The following is a 22984-nucleotide window of genomic DNA, read 5'->3' as shown; positions in this document are numbered from 1 at the left end:
TCCCCTTTCCTACACTTCTTCAGTCGGTTCGGCTTCGATCTGACCAAGTTCATCATCCAGGCCGTCGTCCTCATCGAAATCATCCTCATCTTCTTCGACTATAGCGATCTCTTCTTCGTCAAATTCGTCGGCATCATCGACCTCTTCTCCCTCTATATCAACATCCACCATATCCTCTATTGCAGGAATATCTTCTATCTCACTGGTTTCCTTAATTTCTATCTCTTCATTGTCCTCTGTCAGAACTTTTACATCCAGACACAAGCTCTGCATTTCTTTTATCAACACCTTAAACGATTCAGGAATTCCAGGTTCAGGTATATTCTCACCTTTTACGATAGCCTCATAAGTTTTAACTCTGCCTACGATATCATCGGATTTTACAGTGAGTATTTCCTGAAGAGTATATGCTGCTCCATAAGCCTCCAAGGCCCATACTTCCATCTCTCCGAAACGCTGTCCGCCAAACTGCGCTTTTCCGCCCAAAGGCTGCTGCGTTACAAGCGAGTACGGACCTGTACTTCTCGCATGGATCTTGTCATCTACCAGATGGTGAAGCTTGAGCATATACATATAACCTACAGTTACCGGATTATCGAAATATTCTCCTGTCCTTCCATCTCTGAGACGCAATTTTCCGCTTTCATCAAAGCCGTTTTCTTTAAGCAGCTCTATTATATCTTTCTCGTTAGCCCCGTCAAATACAGGCGTTGCAATATACCAATCCTTATTTTTTGCAGCCAGACCTAAATGTACTTCGAGAACCTGACCTACGTTCATTCGTGACGGCACACCCAACGGATTAAGCATTACCTGCAGCGGCTGTCCGTTTTCCATAAACGGCATATCCTCTTCAGGAAGTATTCTGGAAATAACACCTTTGTTTCCGTGTCTTCCAGCCATCTTATCGCCAACGCTGATTTTTCTCTTTGTAGCTATATAACACCTTACAAGCTTATTTACCCCAGGAGGCAGCTCATCACCATTCTCCCTTGAGAAAATCTTTACATCGACAACAATGCCTGTCTCGCCATGAGGAACACGCAAAGACGTATCTCTGACTTCTCTGGCCTTTTCTCCGAATATAGCTCTGAGAAGTCTTTCCTCAGCCGTAAGTTCTGTTTCTCCTTTAGGAGTAACTTTACCTACCAAAATATCAGATGAATTTACTTCAGCACCTTTTCTGATGATACCGTCTTCATCCAAATCTTTAAGAGCATCTTCACCCACATTAGGAATCTCCCTGGTGATCTCTTCGGGCCCCAGCTTCGTATCTCTTGCTTCAGCCTCGTATTTTTCTATATGGATAGATGTAAGAACATCTTCCATAATAAGTCTTTCGTTAAGAATTATAGCGTCCTCGTAATTATATCCTTCCCATGTCATAAAGCCTATGAGCAGATTTTTTCCGAGAGCAATCTCTCCGTTTTCAGTTGATGGACCATCCGCTATGACCTCACCTTTTTCAACATGTTCGCCATTATAAACGATAGGCCGCTGATTTATGCACGTACCTTGGTTGGATCGCTTGAATTTGAGAAGCTTATATTCATCCGTACCTTCACCGTCATCCCTCAAAACCACAATCTTATCAGCATCTACAAAATCTATAGTTCCGGCATGCTTAGCTATTATAACTACACCGGAGTCTTTTGCAGCCTTATGCTCCATACCTGTTCCTACAATAGGAGCCTCGGTTACAAGGAGAGGTACCGCCTGACGCTGCATGTTTGCGCCCATCAGCGCTCTGTTCGCATCGTCATTTTCCAAGAATGGAATCATAGCTGTAGCCACAGACACCACCTGTTTAGGCGATACGTCCATATAATCCACAACTTCTCTCGGGGCCAGCTCCATTTCACCGCCCACACCTCTGGCAGAAACTCTCATATTGACGAAATGTCCTTCTGAATCCAGCGGTTCGTTAGCCTGAGCTATTATCTTATCTTCTTCATCGTCAGCAGTAAGATACTGTATTTCATCAGTAACTCTTCCTGTCTTTTTATCTACAACTCTATACGGAGTTTCTATAAATCCGTATTCGTTAACTATTCCGTATGTTGTAAGAGATCCTATAAGTCCGATATTAGGTCCTTCCGGAGTTTCTATAGGACACATTCTTCCGTAATGAGAATGGTGTACGTCTCTTACCTCAAAGCCCGCTCTCTCTCTGGAAAGGCCTCCCGGACCCAATGCCGAAAGCCTTCTTTTATGCGTAAGTTCAGCAAGAGGATTATTTTGGTCCATGAACTGCGAAAGCTGAGAGCTCCCAAAAAATTCCTTAACTGCGGCGGTAACAGGCCTTATATTCATAAGACCCTGAGGTGTGACTTCAGAAATATCCTGAGTAGTCATTCTCTCTTTTATTGTTCTCTCCATTCTGGAAAGACCTATTCTTATCTGATTTTGCAGCAGTTCTCCTACAGTTCGCAGTCTCCTGTTGCCAAGATGATCTATATCATCTATATTTCCTATGCCATAGTTGAGATTGAGAAGATAACTTACAGAAGCAATAACATCAGCAACGAGTATATGCTTAGGCGAAAGCTCATTCTTTCTCATTTTTATTGCTTCTTTCACTGACTCCTGATCTTCATTTTCTTCCAGAATCTCTTTAAGAACAGGATAATAAACCTGTTTCGGTATTTTAATATCAGAAATATCAAAATCTATATATGACGCCAGTTCTACAAACTGATTTCCAATTACTTTGGTTACCGCTCCTTCATCTATAGGGCTTTTAACCATTACAAATTCGATTCCGGAATTTTCTATCTGTCTTGCCAGATCCTTGTCAATGTTCTGATCCTTCTCAGCCAAAATTTCGCCTGTGTTGGGATCTATAACATCTTCAGCCACGGCGTTGCCTACCAAACGATTGAACAGCCCCAATTTTTTATTATATTTATATCTGCCCACCTTAGCCAGATCATAACGCTTAGGATCAAAAAACATGGAATTAAATAATGACTGAGCACTTTCCAGCGTAGGCGGTTCTCCCGGTCTCAGTTTCTTATATATTTCCTTAAGGCCTTCCTCATAGTTTGTAGTAGTGTCCTTCTCTAAAGTTTTAAGGAGGCGAGGTTCTTCGCCGAACAAATCAATGATCTCTTGATTGCTTCCTATTCCCAAGGCTCTGAGAAGTATGGTTACCGGCTGTTTTCTGGTTCTGTCGACTCTTACCGAAATTATCTCATTGGAGTCTGTTTCATACTCAAGCCAAGCACCCCTGTTGGGAATAACAGTGGTAAAAAATAAATTCTTACCGGACTTATCTATTTCTTTATCATAGTAAGGTCCCGGTGAACGTACGAGCTGAGTAACCACAACTCTTTCCGCACCATTGTAGATGAAAGTTCCCTTTTCTGTCATTAAAGGGAAATCTCCCATAAACACTTCCTGTTCCTTTACTTCACCGGTTTCTTTATTTACAAGCCTTACTCTTACTTTTAACGGAGCTGCATAGGTGACGTCTCTTTCCTTACACTCCTCCTGTTCATACTTGGGAGGATCTGTCAGGGAGTAATCAATAAATTCGAGAACAAGATTGTCCGCATAATCCTTAATCGGCGAAACGTCCTCAAAAACCTCGCGAAAGCCTTCTCTTACAAACCAATCATACGAATCTGTCTGTATCTGAATCAAATTGGGCATTTCTGCCACTTCATTGATCTTCGAAAAGGTCATTCGTTCTTTCCTACCTAATTTTATCGGATTTGGCATAGTCATCACTCCTTATATATTCAACAAATTACATTTGCAGGGCAGTTTATTATGTTATCACAAGTTTGTCAAATCGTCAAGGGCTTTTGGAATTTTTTTCTTCCCTGACCATCTATATCAACAAATAAACAAATTTATGTAATATTACTATAAAATTTAAAAGAGGTCAAAACCTTTATGGTTTTTGACCTCTTTCATCATTTTTTAAAATATATCGGTTAAATTTATGCTATCTTTGTTTTGCAGGTTCCACTTTCTTTGAAATAAAGAATGTAATTATGCAAATTACAGCGCATACTGCTGTGAAAACATAAAGATATGTTCCAATGACATTTACTATAGAGTCTACGTTTATATTTTCCACTATACCATCAAAGTAATCGCCGGACTCCCAAGCATCATCTGTTCCCCAAGCTTCATACCAAGGTACAAATACACAAGTTATAGCATTCATTATCGTCATGAATAAGAACAGCAGCGATATTCTCTTCACATCTCCTACAGCAAGCCCTGTTCTTGAATTTCCAGGGAAAGCTATTGGATCTTTCTTTGTAAGACCGCCGTACATCTTTCTCCAGATTATATAAAGTAAAGGACCTGTCGCCATTGCAGTCATACCACCTATATAATAATCCGAACCATTGATAAATATAGCAAACAATGCCACACAAATAGGTATTATACATATAACAGCCAGGAATCCGAATCCTCCCGGAACCTTAAATTTATATTCTTCTGAAGGAATTCTTTTTCTAAGTATCATAGCTGAGATGTAAACCAGAATATAAGATGCAATCAGCATATGTACATCCAAGATTATTACAAATCCAAACGGCAGCATACATAATATCATAGTTGAAATAGCTACTGTAAGTACTGCGATATAAGGTACTCCATGCTTCTTGTCACATTTTACAAGAACAGGCGGTGCTAAATTATCATCTGCCAGAGAGAAGAAACCTCTGCTTCCCGATGCTATATATGTATTGAATATGGAGCACTGTGCAAATATAGCTACCAAAACAAAGAACACTCCAAATGCCGGTCCCCAGAACTCCTGAACTACATCTGAATATCCTACTGTACCTGCTTCTGTTCCCCAGTTATCCCACTGGCCTAATGAGCCAAGTCCTGCTATAGTAGGAAGAATATATACCGCCATTATAAGAGGGATAGTTATAAGTGTTCCTTTAGGTATTACCTGAGGATTCTTTACTTCCCCTGCAATTGTAGACATGGACTCATATCCTGAGTACATCCACATACCTACGGAAATACCGCCTGCAATGAAGAATAACCAATCTGAAGCTCCTTCAGCTTCATATGCAGTAAGCTGGAAGGATATGGTCTCTGCTGTTTCAGCATTTCCGCCCCAGTTCATAAATCCACATACTGCAACCAGTCCGAATGCTACCATAACCAATATGGAAAGTATTGTACTTGCAATACCTACATCTTTAACTCCTCGGATATTTATCCATGTGAATACGATAACCATTGCAGCCTTTATGGCAAATTCGCCTGTCCACCCAAGATCCCACTGAGCTGCGGCGTATCCGCCTGCCAAAATAACGTATACAGCATTATCAATATAAATGGAAATCGTTCTCCACCATCCTGCCTGGAAACCCCAGAATTCTCCCAGAGCCTCTTGTACCCATTTGTAATATCCACCTTCCTGCGGTCTTACGGATCCTAATTCGGATGCCACTAAACCGAAAGGAAGTGCCCATACAAACGGTAATACACAGAGCATGATTATTGTAAGCCCCGGTCCGCATTCAGGTATCATTTCTTCGATGCCATAGCAACCTGCAGCTACCAAGCAGAAAATCATGAAAACTACCGTCGAAACTTTAATGTCGTGCTTTTTCAAACCATGTTCGCCAACTTGGGCAGCACTGTTGTTTTGCTTTTGAGTCATGTTATCCTCCTTTTTGTAAATATAATGAAAAATAATGAAAAATAATGATGCTGTACTCTATATTATACAAATTTTTCAGAAGATTTCAATGCTTTTAAATTATTCTTCTAATTAGACATCTTTATTACTTTTCTAAAGCAATTTAATTACTATTTTTGTAGTTAAAACCCACCTGTCTCTTATAAGAAAAACTATTTTGAATTATATGTGATTTAATAAATTAAATGAACCGTCCATTATTTTAGATGCCAAAAAGCAAGATTATATATGCCATATAATAAAGTAAGATTATAACCGATTCTAAAAAATATCGATTATTTTCAGCATTTCATTCTATTATATTAATTGTTTAAGAAAATATTTTTATTCTTGTAAAAAAATCTGCTTTTATTTTGCTCTGAATGCTCATATCCCACAGATATTACAAAACATTCTCATTAATATACCATCTTTCCGTATTAACAAAAAACATTAAATTCATATTTTCTTTTTTCTTAACTTTAATGCCAAAGCTGTATGCCGTTACTATACAGCCGAAAGAAAAAAACACTTTTTATTTGATATGTAAAAAGCAGCAGATGTATAACATCTGCTGCCAACTCATGTTCAATTATTAACTTATTTAAGTTCAACAACTGCTCCAACTTCTTCCAGCTGAGCCTTGAAACTTTCTGCTTCTGCTTTTTCACAGCCTTCTTTAAGATTTGAAGGAGCTCCATCAACCATTTCCTTAGCTTCTTTAAGTCCTAAACCTGTAATTTCTCTTACAGCTTTGATAACCTTAATCTTTTCTGCTCCAACTTCCTTAAGAACTACTGTGAATTCAGTCTGCTCTTCTCCTGCTGCCGCACCACCGTCTGCTGCTGCTACAACAACACCTGCTGCTGCAGATACGCCGAATTCTTCTTCACAAGCCTTAACCAGCTCATTCAACTCTAAAACTGACATTTCTTTTATAGCTTCTATAATCTGATCTTTGTTCATTTTATTTCTCCTTTTTACTTTTTAATTACACCATACTCTTCGCAAAGAGTCTACTAACCACTCACTTCACATCGTGGGGTTAGATCCCTCTGCCTCTTAGCGCTAGAACACCACGCGCTGAAGCGCTGTGTTCCTCGCAAAGGGCCTACCAGCCACTCACTTCGTATCGTGGGGTTAGGCCTCTTTCTGTTCTGCGATCTGTGCAAGTACTCTCGCGAAGTTCGCAACAGGTGACTGAATACTTCCCATAAACTTGGAAATAAGTGTATCTCTTGACGGAATTGAAGCCAGTGTCTGAAGACCATCTTTATCGTAGTATTCACCTTCTACAATACCGCCTTTAAACTCCATCTTTTTATATTCTTTTATCGCTTCGTTTAAAACCCTTGCAGGTGCTGTAGCATCATCGTAACTGAATGCAAATCCGCTTGGCCCTGCAAGCACATCTTTCATTGTCTCATATTCAGTTCCTTCAATAGCTCTGTTTACGAGAGTGTTTTTATAAACAGTATAGTCCACATTTGCTTCACGAAGCTTTTTTCTCATGTTGTCTGCTTCTGCTACTGTGATTCCAATATAATCAATAGCTACGACAGATGCAGCTCTCTCAAACTTATCTTTGATCTCGTCAATTATTACTTGCTTCTGTTTGTAAGCTTCTTTCATTATCGCGCATTCTCCTTTCTAAATAATTTAAGGTACGCTATAAAAAACCTTGCTGTCCGCAGGACAACAAGGCACATGTATTTACATTGTACCTCGGCGGGAAATTAAGGAATATCCCATTCCACCCGCTGTCTACGGTCGATTATTTTCTTATTTAATTTTGACCTATCCTAATTTCATAGGATTGATCTTTACTCCAGGTCCCATAGTAGAAGTAACTACTACACTCTTCAGATACTGACCTTTGGCAGACGCAGGCTTAGCTTTAATGATAGCTCCCATTATAGCATTGAAGTTATCAGCAAGCTTGTCAGCGCCAAATGAAGTCTTGCCTATTGGCGTATGAATTATGTTGGCCTTATCCAAACGATATTCTACTTTACCCGCCTTAACTTCTTCTATTGCCTTAGCCACGTCCATAGTTACCGTACCCGATTTAGGGTTAGGCATCAGACCTTTAGGACCCAAGACTTTACCAAGTCTTCCTACAACACTCATCATATCCGGAGTAGCTATAACAACATCGAAATCAAACCATCCCTCACTCTGGATCTTCTGAGCCATTTCCTCAGCACCTACAAAATCTGCACCGGCTTCTTCTGCTTCTGTAGCCTTAGGACCCTTAGCAAAAACCAGAACTTTTTTTGTCTTACCAACGCCGTGAGGCAGCACGATAGCTCCTCTGACCTGCTGATCAGCATGTCTTCCGTCAACGCCGAGACGTGCATGAAGTTCAATAGTTTCATCAAACTTTGCTTTGGAAGTTTTAACTACTATATCCATAGCCTGTTCTACATCATAAACTTCCGCTTTGTTATATTCCTTTACGGAATCCTGATACTTTTTACCTCTTTTAGGCATTTTATTCCTCCTTGTGGTATTAACGATCCTCTGACTTTTAAACAAAGAATCTCCCACTCTCGCTTAGTCTTCAATAACGATTCCCATACTTCTTGCAGTTCCCTTAATCATTTCGGTAGCTGCTTCAAGACTTGCCGCATTAAGATCCGGCATCTTTGTCTTCGCAATCTCCTCAGCCTGAGCTCTTGTCAGTGTAGCAACCTTTGTCTTGTTAGGTTCGCCTGAAGCTGACTCAAGACCTGCAGCCTTCTTAAGCAATACTGCTGCAGGAGGTGTTTTACAAATAAATGAAAACGAGTGATCTGCATAAACAGTAATTACTACAGGAATGATCATTCCGGGCTGATCCTGCGTTTTAGCGTTGAACTGCTTACAGAAATCCATGATATTAACACCATGCTGACCTAAAGCAGGTCCGACAGGAGGCGCAGGGTTTGCGTTCCCAGCAGGAATCTGAAGTTTTATATATCCTTCAATCTTCTTTGCCATTCAATCCATCTCCTTTCTTTATTATTCCCCTTATAATAGGGTAGATTTAATGTAAAAGTGTATTTTACTAAAGTTTGTCCACCTGAGCAAAATCCAACTCTACAGGCGTGTCTCTTCCGAACATAGATACTTTTGCTTTCAGTGTCTGTTTCTCCATATTAACTTCTTCCACAACTCCCATGAAGTTTTCGAAAGGTCCGTTAATAACCTTCACTGTATCTCCAACATCTATATCCAGATCGATATATATTTTCTCTATTCCCATTCTCCTTACTTCTTCCATTGTAAGAGGAATAGGATCCGAACCATGTCCTACAAATCCCGTAACGCCTTGTGTATTTCTTACGAGATACCATGATTCATTAGTTACTATCATCTTTACGAGAACATATCCCGGAAACATTTTTCTGGTCTTAACCTTACGCTGTCCGTTTTTAACTTCTACTCTATCTTCTGTTGGCACGATTACGTCGAGGATAAGGTTCTGCATACCTCTGTTTTCAACTATTTTCTCGATATTGACTTTCACCTTGTTTTCATGACCGGAATAAGTGTGTACGACATACCATTTAGCTTCGCCGTCACCTCTCAGGCCCTCAAGACCTTCCAGGTCCAATTTTTTCATTTCATTGTTTTCACACATTGTACTTCTGAGCTCCTTATCCATACATGCTTTAGAAACATACGGCTTTAATAGCTGCTAATACGCCTGTGTCAACTGCCCAGAATACCGCTGCAAATACCACACAAGTAACAAGTACTACCGCAGTAAAAGAGCCGAGTTCCTTTTTCGTAGGCCATACCACTTTCTTCATTTCCAGTTTTACACCCTTGAAATACTCTTTTATTCCGCCTTTTTTCTTTTTATTGCGAGTGGACGCCGCAACAGCTCTCTGCCTGGCTGTACTGGTGCCTTTTTCCTTTGACGTTTTTGCCATAGTAATTCTCCCTTACTTGGTTTCCTTATGAAGCGTGTGCTTCTTGCAGAACTTGCAATATTTGTTGATTTCTATACGGTCCGCAGTATTTTTCTTATTCTTTACCGTATTGTAATTTCTCTGCTTACATTCTGTGCAAGCAAGTGTAACTTTTACTCTCATTTTATCTGTCCTCCGTTTAACTTAAAGTAAGAGCAGCACCTGCCCTTATTTGATTATTCACACAAAGTCGCTAAATAATTGTATATTACAACGCTGTCAATGTCAAGATTTTTACCGAAAAAATATGCAAACAGGGCTAACCCTGTCTGCATATCACAATACTTTACCGATTATTGTTAATTCTTATTTTACTGTCTCCATCGTAAGGGCGTCAGCAGGGCAAACATCTACGCATGCTCCGCAGCTTACGCATTTTTCTTCTTCAAGAGTCCAGTTGTCAATCTCCGCTGAAATAGCCTCAGAAGGACATTCATTGGCACACATATTACAATAAACGCATTTTTCCTCATCTACTACAGGAACGGATTTAGCAACAGGTTCAGCATCCTGCTCCGCTTCTTTATTTTCCGAAGCTGCTGTATCAGAAGGCGCTCCTATGGACAAACACTTCTTAGGGCATTTATCTACACATGCTCCGCATTTTACACAAGCATCATCGTCAACTTTCCATACCTTGGCCTTTCTGTCAACCTCTAATGCATCACACGGGCAAGTTTTAGCACACAATCCGCAGTAAACACAGGCATCAAGATCACATACAAGCTTGTCATCATCTGATGCTTCTACTGCATTGCTATCCGTTTTCTTGTCGTCATTCTTTTTACCGTCTTCCTTATCAGCTTTAGGAGCAGGCTTTTTAACCTCGACATCAACGATATCAATAACCTTTTCGGCACCCGGCTCTGTATATTTAGGATTCATTTCAAGGCACTTCTTAGGGCAGGCTTCAACACATTCTCCGCACTGAACACACTGCATTCTGTGAATCTCCCATTTTCCGCCTTTTCTGTCTACATTTATAGCATCCGCCGGACATCTTTTAGAACATATACCGCAAAGGATACATTTTTCAGCTTCGATGTCGATGCTGCCTCTTGTCCTTTCCTGCCATTCTCTTTCCACTACAGGATACATGAGAGTCGCAGGCTTTTTGAATGCGCTTTTCAATACTGTCTTTGCAATTTTAAAAGCTCCCATTAACTCTCACCTACCTTTCTGTACAACTTATACAAGGGTCAATCGTAAGTACCATCATAGGCACATCTGCCAAATCACAGCCCTGCAGAATTTTAACCAATGCAGGAATATTCATATTGGTCGGTGTTCTGACACGCATTCTCTGTAAGAATTTAGTTCCGGCTCCTTTAGCATAGTAGTAAGCCTCGCCTCTAGGCTGTTCAAGTCTTACCATATATTCGCCCTCAACATTACCTTTCACAGGAACATCCACAGGACCATCAGGAATTTTATCTACAGCTTTCTTTATCAGCTCTATTGACTGAAATACTTCGCCAATTCTAACCTTACATCTTGCATAACAGTCTCCTGCTTCTTCAACCACAGGTTCAAAATCCAGATCTTTATAAACACCATGATTATCTGTCATTCTCATATCCTGACCTACACCGGATCCTCTTGCAACAGGGCCTACAGCACACAATTCGATAGCATCTTCTTTAGATAACACTCCGACACCACACAATCTGTTTTTAACAGAATCATCTTCTATAAACACTGTAGTTATATCTTTTAATTCCGCCTTGATACCTTCCAGTGTTTCTGAAATTTCCCTAAGAGTCTCATTATCTATATCTTTTCTAAGACCACCTACTTTGCAGATAGAGAAAATAACTCTGCCGCCTGTAGTTTTCTCGAGAATATCCAGTATAGTCTCTCTTATTCTCCAGCAGTGCATGAACAAACTCTCAAATCCAAATGCATCTGCCAGCAAGCCGAGCCACAGCAAATGACTGTGCAGTCTTGACAATTCATGAAGTATAGTTCTCAAATACTCTGCTCTCTCGGGAACCTTTACGTTCATAGCTCCTTCTATAGCTGAAGCCGCACCCCAACCATGTCCGAAACTACAGATACCGCAAATACGTTCTATAACATATACCATCTGGGTATAGTCCCTTTTTTCCACTAGCTTTTCCAATCCTCTATGGATAAATCCGATAGACGGGATAGCTTCCACAACCGTTTCATCTTCAACCACTAAATCGATATGAACAGGTTCGGGAAGTACCGGATGCTGTGGTCCGAAAGGAATTATAGTTTTCTTACCCATATCATTACCTTCCTTTCCTATTTCTTCGGACTCCATGGAGTAGGTTCAGCAACTTTAAAGAAGTTGCCCTGATAATCCAGTTCCATATGATTGAACTGAATGCCGAACAGGTCGCGCATTTCATTTTCATATATGAATGCAGGCCAATATATTCCTGTTATACTTTCTACTTCTTCTCCCTGGGAAATAACCAATCTTAAATTCAATAACTTATATTCCTTATCAAAAGAATACAATATTTCAAATTTATCATCTACCACAGTAGCGCATGCCTGCGCAAATCTATAGCCTTCATCTTTCAAGTCCTTAACTTTTGTAAGAAGTTGGGAAAGTTCTACAGGTGTAAAGTTCTGTTTAACGTCTACTCTCTCACTCATCAGTTCTCCCCTCCTTCTTCAGTCTTTTCTTCAGATATTCCGAGTTTCTTCATATTATCTCTCTTTTCCTGAAGAACAGCCAAACCCTTCACTACACCATCTATTATAGCTTCAGGTCTTGCAGCGCATCCCGGAACATAAACATCTACCGGTATAACACTGTCAACACCGCCCATAATATTATAGCACTGCTTGAAAATTCCCGCAGAACATGCACATATTCCAACAGCTACAACTACCTTGGGCTCAGGCATCTGTTCGTATATTTGTTTTACAACATCTTTATTCTGTTCGTTAACGGATCCCGTTACAAGAAATACGTCCGCATGTTTAGGATTTCCCGTATTTATTATACCGAATCTTTCCACGTCATACATAGGTGTAAGACATGCCAAGACTTCTATATCACATCCGTTGCAGCTGGATCCATCATAATGTATGACCCATGGTGATTTCGCAATATATGACATTTCCACACCTCCTTTACACTATCAAATACAATACGAAAATATTGATCACGCCGCAGACAAGAGCAACTATCCACGCCGCCTTAAAAGCAAACTGCCACTTCATTCTCGCAAAGCTGTTATCAATGAGAACTTCGAAGAAGTACGCTACTATAGCTACAACTACGCCTATAATAGTTCCCCAAACTGTACCGTTGGCAAAGAACAGGAACACAAATCCCAGCAGGAAAATGTTTTCATACCAGTGCGAAATCTCAATCCATCCTAATGTTCTTCCGGAAAATTCTGTAGTGAGACCTCTTACCAATTCCTGATGAGCATGGTGTGACATACTCAGGTCAAACGGAGATTTTCTGAACTTAATAGTCAGTATAAATACAAACCCCGCAAAAATACCGATAAGCGGAAGGAACGGCATTGATGTTCCGCCGATAATATCCGACACGGTAAAGCTTCCGCAGTACATATAGAAACCAATAGCTGTCATCAATACCATAGGCTCATATGCCATCATCTGCAGAAGTTCTCTTTCTGCTCCAACCTGAGCATAAGGTGAATTGGATGAAAACGCAGCTATTATCAGGAATGCGCTTGCTATAGTCAGCGTAAATATTACAAGAAGCAAATCACCTCCTGCAAAGAATATAGCTCCCGATGCCATCACGAAAATCACAAACAGCATTACATAATAATCCTGTACTTTCGTTACCGTCTGCTTTTCCTTTTCAAACAACTTCAGTACATCGTAGAAAGGCTGAAGAATAGGCGGACCCACTCTTCTCTGCATTCTTGCAGAAAGTTTTCTGTCGAGACCTGCCAGAAGTCCTCCTGCCAGAGGAGCCAGAATCAGGTATGCAATCACAGATATTATTGTTTTAATAATCATTATGCAACACCTCCCAACAGGCTGACAAGCGTTCCTATCATTATGCCAAGTCCTATTATTATCATGGCAGTAGTCAATATACCGCCGATAAGATTCATCTTCTTTTCTCCGAAGTATTTGTCCATATGCCAGTTTCTCAATGAGAACTGAACATCCTTACCCATTGATCCTTTATAAGTTCTGTTATCCCCTTCATTAACACCTGCAAGGTATATCGGAACAATCTTTTTCTTGGATTTTCCAAAGCAGAATCCTGTAATGAGTATGATGAATACGAGCATAACTACCATTATTATCATATTGTTAGACGAAAGAACTGCTGATGCCAAGCCTCCGAACACACCTTCCAGATAAGGAACCAGCATATACATGGAAACGAGAGGGAATATAAGACATACCAATATAGTAAGCACTACCAGCGTACCCTGAACAAACCATTCCTCTTTATGTACGTTCTGCTGTATGTTCTTTTCATTTGCAACAATAGCTGAAAGTTTGCCCATCCATTTGATCCAGTAGAACGCTGTGACAGCACTGCCGAAACAGATTATACCTACGAGTATCACATTCCCTGAATCAACAAATGATGTCATTGCTGCCCATTTTGAAATCAGCATACCGAAAGGAGCAAGGAACATACCCGCTATCCCGATCATCATAAATGCTGCCAGTCTAGGCATTCTTACAAACAAACCATCCATATCTTCGATATCTCTGCTGCCGATATTATGTTCCGCAGTTCCAACACACAGGAACAGCAGCGATTTTGTAACAGCGTGAAATATTATTAGCATAATGCCTGCCCATACTGCTTCGGCAGTTCCTATGCCTCCGCATGTTACTATCAAACCCAAATTAGCAATAGTCGAATAAGCAAGGACTCTCTTCGCATTGCTCTGAGATACGGCTGCAAATGTTGCCAGAAGGAATGTTATTCCGCCGACCATCATAGTCATAATTCCTGCAAAGTTTCCCATTCCTAAAACAGGGGACAATTTTATTATCATAAATACGCCTGCTTTTACCATAGTTGATGAGTGAAGCAGAGCAGATGTAGGCGTAGGCGCTACCATAGCTCCCAGCAGCCAACTGTTAAACGGCATCTGAGCAGCCTTTGTAATACCTGCGAAAGCAAAGAACGCTGCAGGAATAGCAATAAGATCACCGTAAACAGATCCGATCATAATCATAGTATTTAGTTCAATGGTTCCAAATACAGTTCCCAGTATAACGATACCTACAGCAAATCCCAGTCCGCCGAGAAGGTTCATTATTAATGCTCTGAATGCATTGTTTGTAGCTTCTTTCGTCTTTGTAAAGCCGATAAGCCAGAATGAAGATAAGCTGGTAATCTCCCAGAAGAAATACATCCAGATCATGTTGTTGGAAGTTACCAGACCGATCATCGCTCCAAGGAAAATAAACATTACGAAAAAGAACCAAGGTCTCCTGTCTTTTTCATCGGAATGATGATGCTGGAAATCTTTCATGTATCCCAACGCATAAACGGTTATCAAAGAGCCAATAATACCAATAATCAAAATCATGATTATCGAAAGTCTGTCAACGTACATGTTGTTCTGGACTTCAATGCCATGAGCTTTAGTAAGTTCAAACCAAATCAGCAAAGGTGTTTGGATGATAGCAAAAAGTGATGCCAGATATTTCTTGTGTTTTATGCCTATGATGACGATATACAGCGCAAGCAGCGCTTCAATACCCATCATAACATAATTAACAATTTCATTATGGAACGCAAATGTAGTTCCGCCTGATTTGAAATACTGGACAGCCACGACGATAGCAGTGGCCGCAATCACAAATGCGGCGATCTTTACTACTATGTCTCTGACCTTATCCTCTTTACTTACTAAAAGAATCAAGGCAATAATTATTGGAAAACCAATAAGAAAAAGTATAGTGCCCATATAATCCTCCTAATAAAAAATAACTGGTGAGATAAATTATCATGTTTATTATACATATATATATATGCAATAATCAAGCATAAACCAATATGCGGAATACTCTGAAAACTCCTTTTTATTTGTGTTTCAGAGTATAACAATTATTTCGCAAAATCATTAAAAAATCAAGGCAATTTTGTCTTATTTATGGAGGTAATATTTTGAAAAAAATCTACGATATAACAATCATAGGCGGAGGCATAGCAGGAATGACTGCTGCTATTTATGGATGCCGATCAGGTAAAGATGTACTGATCATAGAAAGAAGCGTTTTCGGAGGTCAAATAATTTCCACATCTGAAATAGAAAACTATCCGGGTCTTTCATCGATAAAGGGATATTCATTTGCTCTTGACCTTTATCAGCAAATTGACAGAATGAACGCTGATAAAGCAAATGATGACGTATTATCTGTCCGAACCGAAGATAACATAATAATCATAGAGGGGAAGAAAGATTCTTATAAATGTAGGACAGCCATAATAGCCGTGGGAACAAAAAACAGGGCTCTCTCACTTCCGGGAGAAGAAAAATTTATCGGAAAAGGAATCTCATACTGCGCTACATGTGACGGAGCCTTTTATAAAAATAAAACCGTAGCCGTTGTGGGAGGCGGAAATACAGCTCTGGAAGAAGCTCTCTACCTCTCCCTTCTATGTAAAGAAGTTTACCTGATACATCGGCGTGACAAATTTTCCGGAGAAAATACACTTCAGAAACGTGTATTTGAATCAAAAAATATAAAAATTTTATTCAATACAAAGGTAATCGGGCTTCATGGAAAAGATTTTCTTGAAAAAATAGAGATCCTCACAGAAAGGAAGTCTTCTGATCCAATTTCCGGCAGCAGTTACGAACAATCCTATAAAAACGTCGAAAACGGACATTCTCAGGAAACTTTCGCCGAAGTTCTTGAAATAGAATGTCTGTTTACAGCTATAGGTCAAATACCTCAGAACAGCTCATTTTCCAATATAACGGATCTTGACGAAAACGGATATATCATTGCGGATGAAACCTGTAAAACTCGTACAATCGGGGTATTCGCAGCCGGAGACTGCAGGTCAAAAGAGCTGAGACAGTTAGTGACCGCTGCCTCCGACGGGGCAGCAGCTGCCTCGGAAGCCATAAAACTTCTAAATACACAGACGACTAAGATATGATCCGCTTTTTATTATACTCGGGCATTTTATCTAAAATAAAGAAAAATATATTAAAAGCCCTGCTATACCGGGAACTCCCAAAAGTCCTGCTATAAATACGGTAATAAAATTCACGGGTACGGAAAGCCCCGCAAATCCTCCGATCAAATTTATAACAACGAGTAATATGCCTCCCATGACACCGTTGAACAATAGTTTGATAAGACTTTTAATAGGAACAATGAGTATCTTTCCAAAAAAATAAATAAGCATCAGACCCGCTGTATATGCCAGAAATATGCCTGCTTCCATTCCGAAATCCATTATAATCTACCTCCTGATGATAAAAAATAAGAGACGATAAATCTCGTCTCTTAAATATATTTCAGGTATGTACAATTTATTACAACTCACAGGCTTTATTATAGTTCCCGCCTTCCCTCCATAGCCTTAAGAAGAGTTACCTCATCAGCATATTCCAGATCTCCTCCTACAGGAATACCATGAGCTATCCTTGTAACTCTTATTCCGGAAGGCTTTATAAGTCTGGCGATATACATAGCTGTCGCTTCCCCTTCGATATTTGGATTGGTAGCTATCACCAGCTCTTTTACTTCCTCATTTTGAAGTCTGACTATCAGACTTTTGAGGTTTATATCATCAGGGCCTACTCCATCCATAGGAGAAATAGCGCCGTGAAGAACATGGTAATATCCTCTGTATTCCCTGATCTTCTCCATAGCTACAACATCTTTAGGACTTTCCACCACACAGATAATACTTCTGTCCCGACTTTCATCAGAGCATATTACACATGGATCTGTATCAGTAAGATTGCCGCATACGGAACAGTATGTCATTGATTTTTTTGCATCAGTTATAGATCCCGCCAGCTCCGCAGCCGATTTATCATCCATAGATAAAATATGGAAAGCAAGTCTCTGCGCCGTCTTTCCTCCTATCCCCGGAAGTTTTGACAGCTCATTTATCAGTTTATTTAAAGGTTTAGCATAATATTTCATTTTTTACAGTCCCGGTATGCCAAGTCCGGCGGTAAGCTTGTTCATCTCATTTTGCGAGATTTCTTCCATCTGTCTCAATGCTTCATTAACAGCCACCATAATAAGATCCTGAAGCATTTCGATATCATCGGGGTCGACAACATCAGGTTTTATTTGTATATCTTTTATTTCTTTCTTTCCGGAAACCTTCACTGTAACAGCTCCTCCTCCCGAAGATGCCTCCGTTTCCATTTCGTCTATCTCCGCCTGAAGCTCATCCATCTTTCTCTGCATCGCCTGCATCTGCTGCATCTGCTTCTGCATATTTCCCATACCCGGCGCCTTAGGCTTTTTACCGGCTCTCATTCCTTTGCCCATATCAATTTCCTCCAAATAAATTACTGTATCTCTACATCTATACCGAGAACGCTTTCAGCTTGTCTGGCCACATCCTCTATTGTTTTATTCTTTCCGGCAGTCATATTTCCGCCATTTAATTCAAGTCTCATGGCCCGTCTCCTACCTGTATGCTTTTCCATGAGATTTTCCAGAAGCTCCCGGTTCTTCTCTGCATGTTTTTTTACATGTTCAGATCCCGCTGTCACGGTAAATTCATGCTCGCCTATATCTGTCAGCATACTACCGCTGCCGATTATATAAAAACTTCCCTTAGCTGCCTCTCCATCTTCAAATACAGCCTTCCATACAGCATCATAATCAAACGAATGTTTGTCTGCGGATACTTCCGTATCATCTGAATTTTTACCGGAAGATATTTTATCAGCACTATGAATATCAGTATTCATCGTGTCCCCCGGTGTTTTAGCCGAAGCCTCATATTGGCTGTTATCATTGTTTGATGAATATACAGACCTCTGCGCAGATACGTCTTTTTCCGGAATATTCTTCATCTCCGAAGAAAGATTCACTACAGCCAACTCCAAGAGTATCCTTGGCTGAGTCGACCATTTGGCTTCCCTCATTGTCTTTGATAATTCCAATATCCCCTTGTTTATATCTGTAATATCTATGCTGCTGCTTTGTTTTCTTATCCGGTCTATATTCTCCGCAGACATATTTATGATATTCTGAGGATCCTTTATAAACTTAGTCATCAAAAGATTTCTGTAATGATTGACCCAGTCTCTCATAAACTGTCTGACATCCTTTCCGTCAGACAGCACTCGATCTATAAGGAGCAGTGCATCGGCCGTCTTTCCCTTTCTTGTCATATCTGTAAGTTCCATAAAAGTTTCTTCACCCGAGGCCCCGAGAAATTCCAAAACATCTTTTGCTCCGACCTCGGTATCTCCTCCCGAAATACACTGATCCAATATACTCAGACCATCCCTCACAGATCCGTCGGCATTAGCCGCTATTATTCTCAGCGCATCTTCTGACACATTTATATTTCTCTTCCTGCAGATATCGTCCATACCCTTTATAAGCAAAGTTTCAGGCACTCTTTTAAAGTCAAGTCTCATACATCTTGATAATATGGTTGCCGGAAGCTTTTGCGGTTCTGTAGTAGCCAATATAAAAACTACATATTCGGGAGGTTCTTCAAGGGTTTTAAGTAATGCATTAAAAGCTCCTGAAGAAAGCATATGAACCTCATCTATGATATACACTTTTTTTCTCCCCGATGCAGGAGGATATTTGATACTTTCTCTAAGTTCTCTGATATTATCAACACCGTTGTTAGATGCAGCATCTATTTCCACGACATCTAAATAAGTGCCTTCTTTTATACTCATGCATACACTGCATTTACCGCAAGGCTTGCTTTCTTCCTGTGAGATACAATTGAGTCCCTTTGCCAGTATTCTGGCGGTCGTTGTTTTTCCTGTTCCTCTGGTGCCGCAAAACAAATAAGCATGGCTCGTACTGTCCGTATCTATTTGGTTTTTTAAAATTTTTACGATATGCTCCTGCCCCAGTATCTCATCAAATACCTCGGGACGATAGGCTCTGTACAACGCTGTATACATGCTCTGTCCTCTCTTTTTAATTTGTTCCTGTACTCCTCTGTCTTATGGTTAAGAGAAAACAGGCAAAATATAAATTGCCCTTTGAAAGCTCCGCAGGCGTAGGAGAAGGCTTATCTGCGGCACATAAGAGCTTCCGCTTATTGCTGCTTCCTTCCGGACCTGACAAGGTTCACGGCGTCCTATTGCGCAGGACCCAAACCATGCAAGCGGAACCATCAAAAGGCAATTTATCTATGTAATTATATTATTTTTATGAATAAGAGTCAAGGGTTTTGATAATTCGGATTTTAAACTACTTTTTTCCGACTACTTTATATATCTCATCAGCATAGGGTGGCTCTATTTGAGAAAATCCGTCCGCCTCTTTTTTCATGATCCCGAAATCACCTTCTTCTACCCTGCCTACGACTGTACAACGTACTCCTGCCTCTTTCATAGCTGAAAGCATAGCATCCTTTTTCTCAGGAGATGATACTATAACCATGGAACCACTGGAAATCAAACGCATAGGATCTATATTAAAAATACTGCAGATCTTTTCCGTTTCAGGTTCTATCGGTATCTGATCCTGCCAGATCTGCGCACCGGTATGAGATATTTGGCACATTTCCCAGATGGCGCCCATTATGCCGCCCTCAGTTATATCATGCATACCGTGGGTGCCGACAATACCTGCAGCAACCCCTTCATCCACTACGCTCACCATATTGAGAAAAGATTTTGCCTTTTTGATCTCATCTTCCGTCAGTGCTTGCCTGAGTCGGTCCTCGTAATCACAAGCTATAATACCGCATCCTTCAAGCCCCACGGACTTACTCATCATTATGTAGTCCCCCGGCTTCATATCATTGCCGCTCTGCGAATGTCCTGAAATAGTCCTGCCTATTGCAGTAGACACTATTACAGGTTGTATAACAGCTGGTGTTATCTCAGTATGTCCTCCGATTATCTCCACCCCCAGACTTCCTGCTGTCTGGGCAGCCTGCCCCATTATATGCTCCACATCTTCTTCTGTAGTTCCTTCCGGAAGCATTACCGCCAGCATTATTCCAACAGGCCTCACTCCATTAGAAGCAATATCATTGCATGTTATATGAATTGAAAGCCGCCCTATATCACTTACAGCCGCCGTTATGGGGTCAGTAGACATAATACAATCGTATTGTCCGAAATCCACAACGGCACAGTCTTCTCCTATTCCCGGCCTGACCTTAACATTATCGCTTCTGTAAGTTATCTTATCAAATACCAGTTTCTTCAGCAGATCACTGTCTAACTTTCCTGTTTTTAGCATAATATCATTCCTCTATCATTTTCAAAAAATCTTCTTCTGTTATTATAGGAATACCCAATTCCTTTGCTTTTTTATTTTTAGACGAAACTGAAGATATATCATTATTTATAAGATAACTTGTCTTACTGCTTACGGAAGAAGAGGTTTTACCTCCTGCTTTTTCTATTTTATTCTTTACAGCATCTCTGTTTTCAAAATAATATACCTTGCCGGTTATGACAAAAGTAAGACCCGACAATTTATCGCTTTTCTCTTCCAAGTCGTCTCCTTGCAAATCAAGCATGGGCATCAGTGATTCTATTATCCTCAGCTTTTCCTCGTCATGAAAAAACTCTACATACCCCTTAGCCATTATATCTCCTATGCCGTCTATAGCAACAAGCTCATCTTCGGTAAGACTGCATATCTTACTCCAATCATTACCACATTCTTTAGCAATCATCTTTGCATTGGCCACTCCTATATTAGGTATCCCAAGACTGAAAAGAAGTCTGGCAGCCGTCGTATGACTTGCTTTTTTGGCCGCACTTATCAGATTTTCAAAGGATTTCTCTCCGAAACCTTCCATGGTGATGATTCTCTCTCGCCACTTTTCCAACTGAAACAGATCGGCAAAATCTCTTACCATACCCTCATCCACAAATTTTTCCAGCGTTGCTTCAGAAAGCCCCTCTATATTCATGGCATTCCTGCTGACAAAATGTGTAAAGGCTTTTATTCGTTTTGCGGGGCATTGGGAATTAGGACAGTGAAGAGTTTCAACTCCGTTATCATCTCTTATAACAGTATTGCTCCCGCATACAGGGCACTCATCAGGGGGGGTGACAGTTCCGCTCTTAGTCAGATTCTCTGCTACCTGAGGTATTATCATATTAGCTTTATAAACGCTTATCTCGTCACCAATCCCCAGCTTCAGTTCTCTTACTATACTGAGATTATGAACAGAAGCTCTGCTGACTGTGGTCCCTTCCAGCTCCACCGGCTCAAATATTGCGATGGGATTTATAAGTCCTGTCCTTGAAACATTCCACAATACTTCCCGAAGATACGTCTGCTTTGTCTCATCCTTCCACTTAAATGCTATGGAATCCCTCGGAAATTTAGCTGTGGCACCAAGAGAACGACCATAAATGATATCATCGAAAATCAGTACCAACCCATCTGACGGGAGAGGAAAATCCGTTATACGATCCTCAAAGTTTTCAACTTCACTTTCCACGGTTCCGGCTGATACTTTCACATAATCTACCGTCTCAAATCCTTGCCTGTTCATCCACTCAAACTGCTGATGCCGAAACTGGGCATCGTAACCCTCTGCAAGTGAAAATGCAAAAAATTTCACATGCCTTCCGGCTGTTATCTCATTGTTAAGCTGCCTTACCGTCCCGCTGCAAAGATTCCTCGGGTTTTTATACTTCGCATCCGCATCTCCTATGGCATCATTTATTTCATTAAAATCATCATAACTTATAACAGCCTCTCCTCTTACAACCGTTTTTTTCTTTTCCGGTATTTCCAGGGGAATATTGTCGAAGACTTTAGCGTTATTGGTTATTACTTCTCCGACCACGCCATCTCCCCGTGTAACAGCTTTTAAAAGCTTTCCTTCCTCATATGTCAAAACTATAGTCAGCCCGTCCAGTTTCCATGACAATAAGCCCTCCATCTCTCCGAGCCATTCTTTAAGTTCAGAAATATCCTTTGTTTTATCAAGAGACAGCATCGGTGAAGGATGCCGCTCTTTAGGAAGGTTGCTCACCACCTGATAACCCACATTAACCGTAGGGCTGTTCGAAAGAACTATTCCTGTCTCATTTTCCAGAGCCTGCAGTTCGTCATAAAGTTTATCGTACTCCTGATTTGATATTATCTCATTGCTTTCCTGATAATATACTTTGGCAGCTTTGTTTAAAAAAGCTACTTTTTCTTCCATCAGTTTTCGCTTGTCTTCCATATGACTATACCTCTTTTTCATATCTTC

The 22984-nt window shown here is 40.4% G+C and carries 22 protein-coding genes, 1 other RNA gene and 1 other annotated feature; of the genes, 1 reads left to right on the top strand and 22 read right to left on the bottom strand.

Annotated elements, in window-relative coordinates; all coding sequences use genetic code 11:
• Positions 1–9: 9 nt before the first annotated feature.
• The 15 genes from rpoB to H8692_RS06670 all read right to left on the bottom strand — a co-directional run bounded on the left by rpoB (position 10) and on the right by H8692_RS06670 (position 15536).
• Positions 10–3723: a DNA-directed RNA polymerase subunit beta gene (gene rpoB, locus H8692_RS06740; RefSeq protein ID WP_177267447.1), complete on the bottom strand. Its 3714-nt coding sequence runs from the start codon at positions 3721–3723 to the stop codon at positions 10–12.
• A gap of 229 nt (positions 3724–3952) precedes the next feature.
• Positions 3953–5647 carry an APC family permease gene (locus tag H8692_RS06735; RefSeq protein ID WP_187525299.1) on the bottom strand — a complete coding sequence of 565 codons (1695 nt, stop codon included), beginning with the start codon at positions 5645–5647 and terminating at the stop codon, positions 3953–3955.
• Positions 5648–6265: 618 nt separating this feature from the next.
• Positions 6266–6631 carry a 50S ribosomal protein L7/L12 gene (gene rplL, locus H8692_RS06730; protein ID WP_177267449.1) on the bottom strand — a complete coding sequence of 122 codons (366 nt, stop codon included), beginning with the start codon at positions 6629–6631 and terminating at the stop codon, positions 6266–6268.
• 174 nt (positions 6632–6805) lie between these two features.
• The gene (gene rplJ, locus H8692_RS06725) at positions 6806–7297 is read right to left on the bottom strand and encodes a 50S ribosomal protein L10 (protein ID WP_177267450.1); all 492 of its coding nucleotides are present in this window, start codon (positions 7295–7297) and stop codon (positions 6806–6808) included.
• Positions 7298–7329: 32 nt separating this feature from the next.
• Positions 7330–7453, bottom strand: a sequence feature (ribosomal protein L10 leader region).
• Positions 7454–7462: 9 nt separating this feature from the next.
• The gene (rplA, locus tag H8692_RS06720; RefSeq protein ID WP_177267451.1) at positions 7463–8158 is read right to left on the bottom strand and encodes a 50S ribosomal protein L1; all 696 of its coding nucleotides are present in this window, start codon (positions 8156–8158) and stop codon (positions 7463–7465) included.
• 63 nt (positions 8159–8221) lie between these two features.
• Entirely contained in the window at positions 8222–8647 is a 426-nt protein-coding gene (rplK, locus tag H8692_RS06715; protein ID WP_147593182.1) for a 50S ribosomal protein L11, read from the bottom strand.
• A 67-nt stretch (positions 8648–8714) separates the two neighbouring features.
• Positions 8715–9272: a transcription termination/antitermination protein NusG gene (gene nusG, locus H8692_RS06710; RefSeq protein WP_177267452.1), complete on the bottom strand. Its 558-nt coding sequence runs from the start codon at positions 9270–9272 to the stop codon at positions 8715–8717.
• A 49-nt stretch (positions 9273–9321) separates the two neighbouring features.
• Complete coding sequence (gene secE / locus H8692_RS06705; protein ID WP_177267453.1) at positions 9322–9585, bottom strand: preprotein translocase subunit SecE; 264 nt, start codon at positions 9583–9585, stop codon at positions 9322–9324.
• 12 nt (positions 9586–9597) lie between these two features.
• Positions 9598–9747: a 50S ribosomal protein L33 gene (gene rpmG / locus H8692_RS06700; protein ID WP_177267454.1), complete on the bottom strand. Its 150-nt coding sequence runs from the start codon at positions 9745–9747 to the stop codon at positions 9598–9600.
• A 183-nt stretch (positions 9748–9930) separates the two neighbouring features.
• Positions 9931–10785, bottom strand: coding sequence for a 4Fe-4S binding protein (locus H8692_RS06695; protein WP_187525298.1), 855 nt, complete (start codon positions 10783–10785; stop codon positions 9931–9933).
• A 10-nt stretch (positions 10786–10795) separates the two neighbouring features.
• Positions 10796–11914 (bottom strand): hydrogenase large subunit, encoded by a 1119-nt coding sequence (locus tag H8692_RS06690; protein WP_465250891.1) that lies wholly within the window; start codon positions 11912–11914, stop codon positions 10796–10798.
• Positions 11896–12255 (bottom strand): NADH-quinone oxidoreductase subunit C, encoded by a 360-nt coding sequence (locus H8692_RS06685; protein WP_177267457.1) that lies wholly within the window; start codon positions 12253–12255, stop codon positions 11896–11898. Before H8692_RS06685 ends, H8692_RS06690 begins: the two co-directional genes overlap by 19 nt.
• Positions 12255–12725, bottom strand: a complete 471-nt coding sequence (locus H8692_RS06680; protein WP_177267458.1) for an NADH-quinone oxidoreductase subunit B family protein — start codon at positions 12723–12725, stop codon at positions 12255–12257. The genes H8692_RS06685 and H8692_RS06680 overlap by 1 nt, the downstream gene beginning before the upstream one ends.
• A 13-nt stretch (positions 12726–12738) precedes the next feature.
• Entirely contained in the window at positions 12739–13608 is an 870-nt protein-coding gene (locus H8692_RS06675; RefSeq protein WP_177267459.1) for a respiratory chain complex I subunit 1 family protein, read from the bottom strand.
• A complete protein-coding gene (locus H8692_RS06670) occupies positions 13608–15536 on the bottom strand; it encodes an NADH-quinone oxidoreductase subunit 5 family protein (RefSeq protein ID WP_177267460.1) in 1929 nt (642 codons plus the stop codon). Before H8692_RS06670 ends, H8692_RS06675 begins: the two co-directional genes overlap by 1 nt.
• A gap of 200 nt (positions 15537–15736) precedes the next feature.
• Between H8692_RS06670 and H8692_RS06665 the strand changes: the two genes are divergently transcribed.
• On the top strand, positions 15737–16738 hold the full coding sequence (locus H8692_RS06665) for an NAD(P)/FAD-dependent oxidoreductase (RefSeq protein ID WP_243206934.1): 1002 nt from the start codon (positions 15737–15739) through the stop codon (positions 16736–16738).
• A 30-nt stretch (positions 16739–16768) separates the two neighbouring features.
• On the opposite strand, the gene H8692_RS06660 is transcribed toward H8692_RS06665, so the two are convergent.
• The 7 genes from H8692_RS06660 to ligA form a co-directional block, all read right to left on the bottom strand.
• Positions 16769–17041: a pro-sigmaK processing inhibitor BofA family protein gene (locus tag H8692_RS06660; RefSeq protein WP_243206933.1), complete on the bottom strand. Its 273-nt coding sequence runs from the start codon at positions 17039–17041 to the stop codon at positions 16769–16771.
• A 98-nt stretch (positions 17042–17139) separates the two neighbouring features.
• The gene (gene recR, locus H8692_RS06655) at positions 17140–17739 is read right to left on the bottom strand and encodes a recombination mediator RecR (protein ID WP_177267461.1); all 600 of its coding nucleotides are present in this window, start codon (positions 17737–17739) and stop codon (positions 17140–17142) included.
• 3 nt (positions 17740–17742) lie between these two features.
• Positions 17743–18096: a YbaB/EbfC family nucleoid-associated protein gene (locus H8692_RS06650; protein WP_177267462.1), complete on the bottom strand. Its 354-nt coding sequence runs from the start codon at positions 18094–18096 to the stop codon at positions 17743–17745.
• Positions 18097–18116: 20 nt separating this feature from the next.
• Complete coding sequence (gene dnaX, locus H8692_RS06645) at positions 18117–19709, bottom strand: DNA polymerase III subunit gamma/tau (RefSeq protein WP_187525297.1); 1593 nt, start codon at positions 19707–19709, stop codon at positions 18117–18119.
• Between the two features lie 99 nt (positions 19710–19808).
• Positions 19809–19908: signal recognition particle sRNA small type (gene ffs / locus H8692_RS06640), an RNA gene on the bottom strand.
• Positions 19909–20001: 93 nt separating this feature from the next.
• Positions 20002–21003, bottom strand: a complete 1002-nt coding sequence (locus tag H8692_RS06635) for an AIR synthase family protein (RefSeq protein ID WP_187525296.1) — start codon at positions 21001–21003, stop codon at positions 20002–20004.
• A 4-nt stretch (positions 21004–21007) separates the two neighbouring features.
• Entirely contained in the window at positions 21008–22978 is a 1971-nt protein-coding gene (ligA, locus tag H8692_RS06630) for an NAD-dependent DNA ligase LigA (RefSeq protein ID WP_346727759.1), read from the bottom strand.
• Between the last annotated feature and the right edge of the window lie 6 nt (positions 22979–22984).

This window comes from Lentihominibacter hominis (assembly GCF_014385065.1).
Lineage (GTDB): Bacteria > Bacillota > Clostridia > Peptostreptococcales > Anaerovoracaceae > Lentihominibacter > Lentihominibacter hominis.
This window is presented reverse-complemented; position numbering and strand designations above follow the sequence as displayed.

Coding starts and splice junctions, on each gene's coding strand:
- rpoB (WP_177267447.1), bottom strand. CDS start 3,723: ATGCCAAATCCGATAAAATTAGGTAGGAAAGAACGAATGACCTTTTCG.
- H8692_RS06735 (WP_187525299.1), bottom strand. CDS start 5,647: ATGACTCAAAAGCAAAACAACAGTGCTGCCCAAGTTGGCGAACATGGT.
- rplL (WP_177267449.1), bottom strand. CDS start 6,631: ATGAACAAAGATCAGATTATAGAAGCTATAAAAGAAATGTCAGTTTTA.
- rplJ (WP_177267450.1), bottom strand. CDS start 7,297: ATGAAAGAAGCTTACAAACAGAAGCAAGTAATAATTGACGAGATCAAA.
- rplA (WP_177267451.1), bottom strand. CDS start 8,158: ATGCCTAAAAGAGGTAAAAAGTATCAGGATTCCGTAAAGGAATATAAC.
- rplK (WP_147593182.1), bottom strand. CDS start 8,647: ATGGCAAAGAAGATTGAAGGATATATAAAACTTCAGATTCCTGCTGGG.
- nusG (WP_177267452.1), bottom strand. CDS start 9,272: ATGAAAAAATTGGACCTGGAAGGTCTTGAGGGCCTGAGAGGTGACGGC.
- secE (WP_177267453.1), bottom strand. CDS start 9,585: ATGGCAAAAACGTCAAAGGAAAAAGGCACCAGTACAGCCAGGCAGAGA.
- rpmG (WP_177267454.1), bottom strand. CDS start 9,747: ATGAGAGTAAAAGTTACACTTGCTTGCACAGAATGTAAGCAGAGAAAT.
- H8692_RS06695 (WP_187525298.1), bottom strand. CDS start 10,785: ATGGGAGCTTTTAAAATTGCAAAGACAGTATTGAAAAGCGCATTCAAA.
- H8692_RS06690 (WP_465250891.1), bottom strand. CDS start 11,914: ATGGAGTCCGAAGAAATAGGAAAGGAAGGTAATGATATGGGTAAGAAA.
- H8692_RS06685 (WP_177267457.1), bottom strand. CDS start 12,255: ATGAGTGAGAGAGTAGACGTTAAACAGAACTTTACACCTGTAGAACTT.
- H8692_RS06680 (WP_177267458.1), bottom strand. CDS start 12,725: ATGTCATATATTGCGAAATCACCATGGGTCATACATTATGATGGATCC.
- H8692_RS06675 (WP_177267459.1), bottom strand. CDS start 13,608: ATGATTATTAAAACAATAATATCTGTGATTGCATACCTGATTCTGGCT.
- H8692_RS06670 (WP_177267460.1), bottom strand. CDS start 15,536: ATGGGCACTATACTTTTTCTTATTGGTTTTCCAATAATTATTGCCTTG.
- H8692_RS06660 (WP_243206933.1), bottom strand. CDS start 17,041: ATGGATTTCGGAATGGAAGCAGGCATATTTCTGGCATATACAGCGGGT.
- recR (WP_177267461.1), bottom strand. CDS start 17,739: ATGAAATATTATGCTAAACCTTTAAATAAACTGATAAATGAGCTGTCA.
- H8692_RS06650 (WP_177267462.1), bottom strand. CDS start 18,096: ATGGGCAAAGGAATGAGAGCCGGTAAAAAGCCTAAGGCGCCGGGTATG.
- dnaX (WP_187525297.1), bottom strand. CDS start 19,709: ATGTATACAGCGTTGTACAGAGCCTATCGTCCCGAGGTATTTGATGAG.
- H8692_RS06635 (WP_187525296.1), bottom strand. CDS start 21,003: ATGCTAAAAACAGGAAAGTTAGACAGTGATCTGCTGAAGAAACTGGTA.
- ligA (WP_346727759.1), bottom strand. CDS start 22,978: ATGAAAAAGAGGTATAGTCATATGGAAGACAAGCGAAAACTGATGGAA.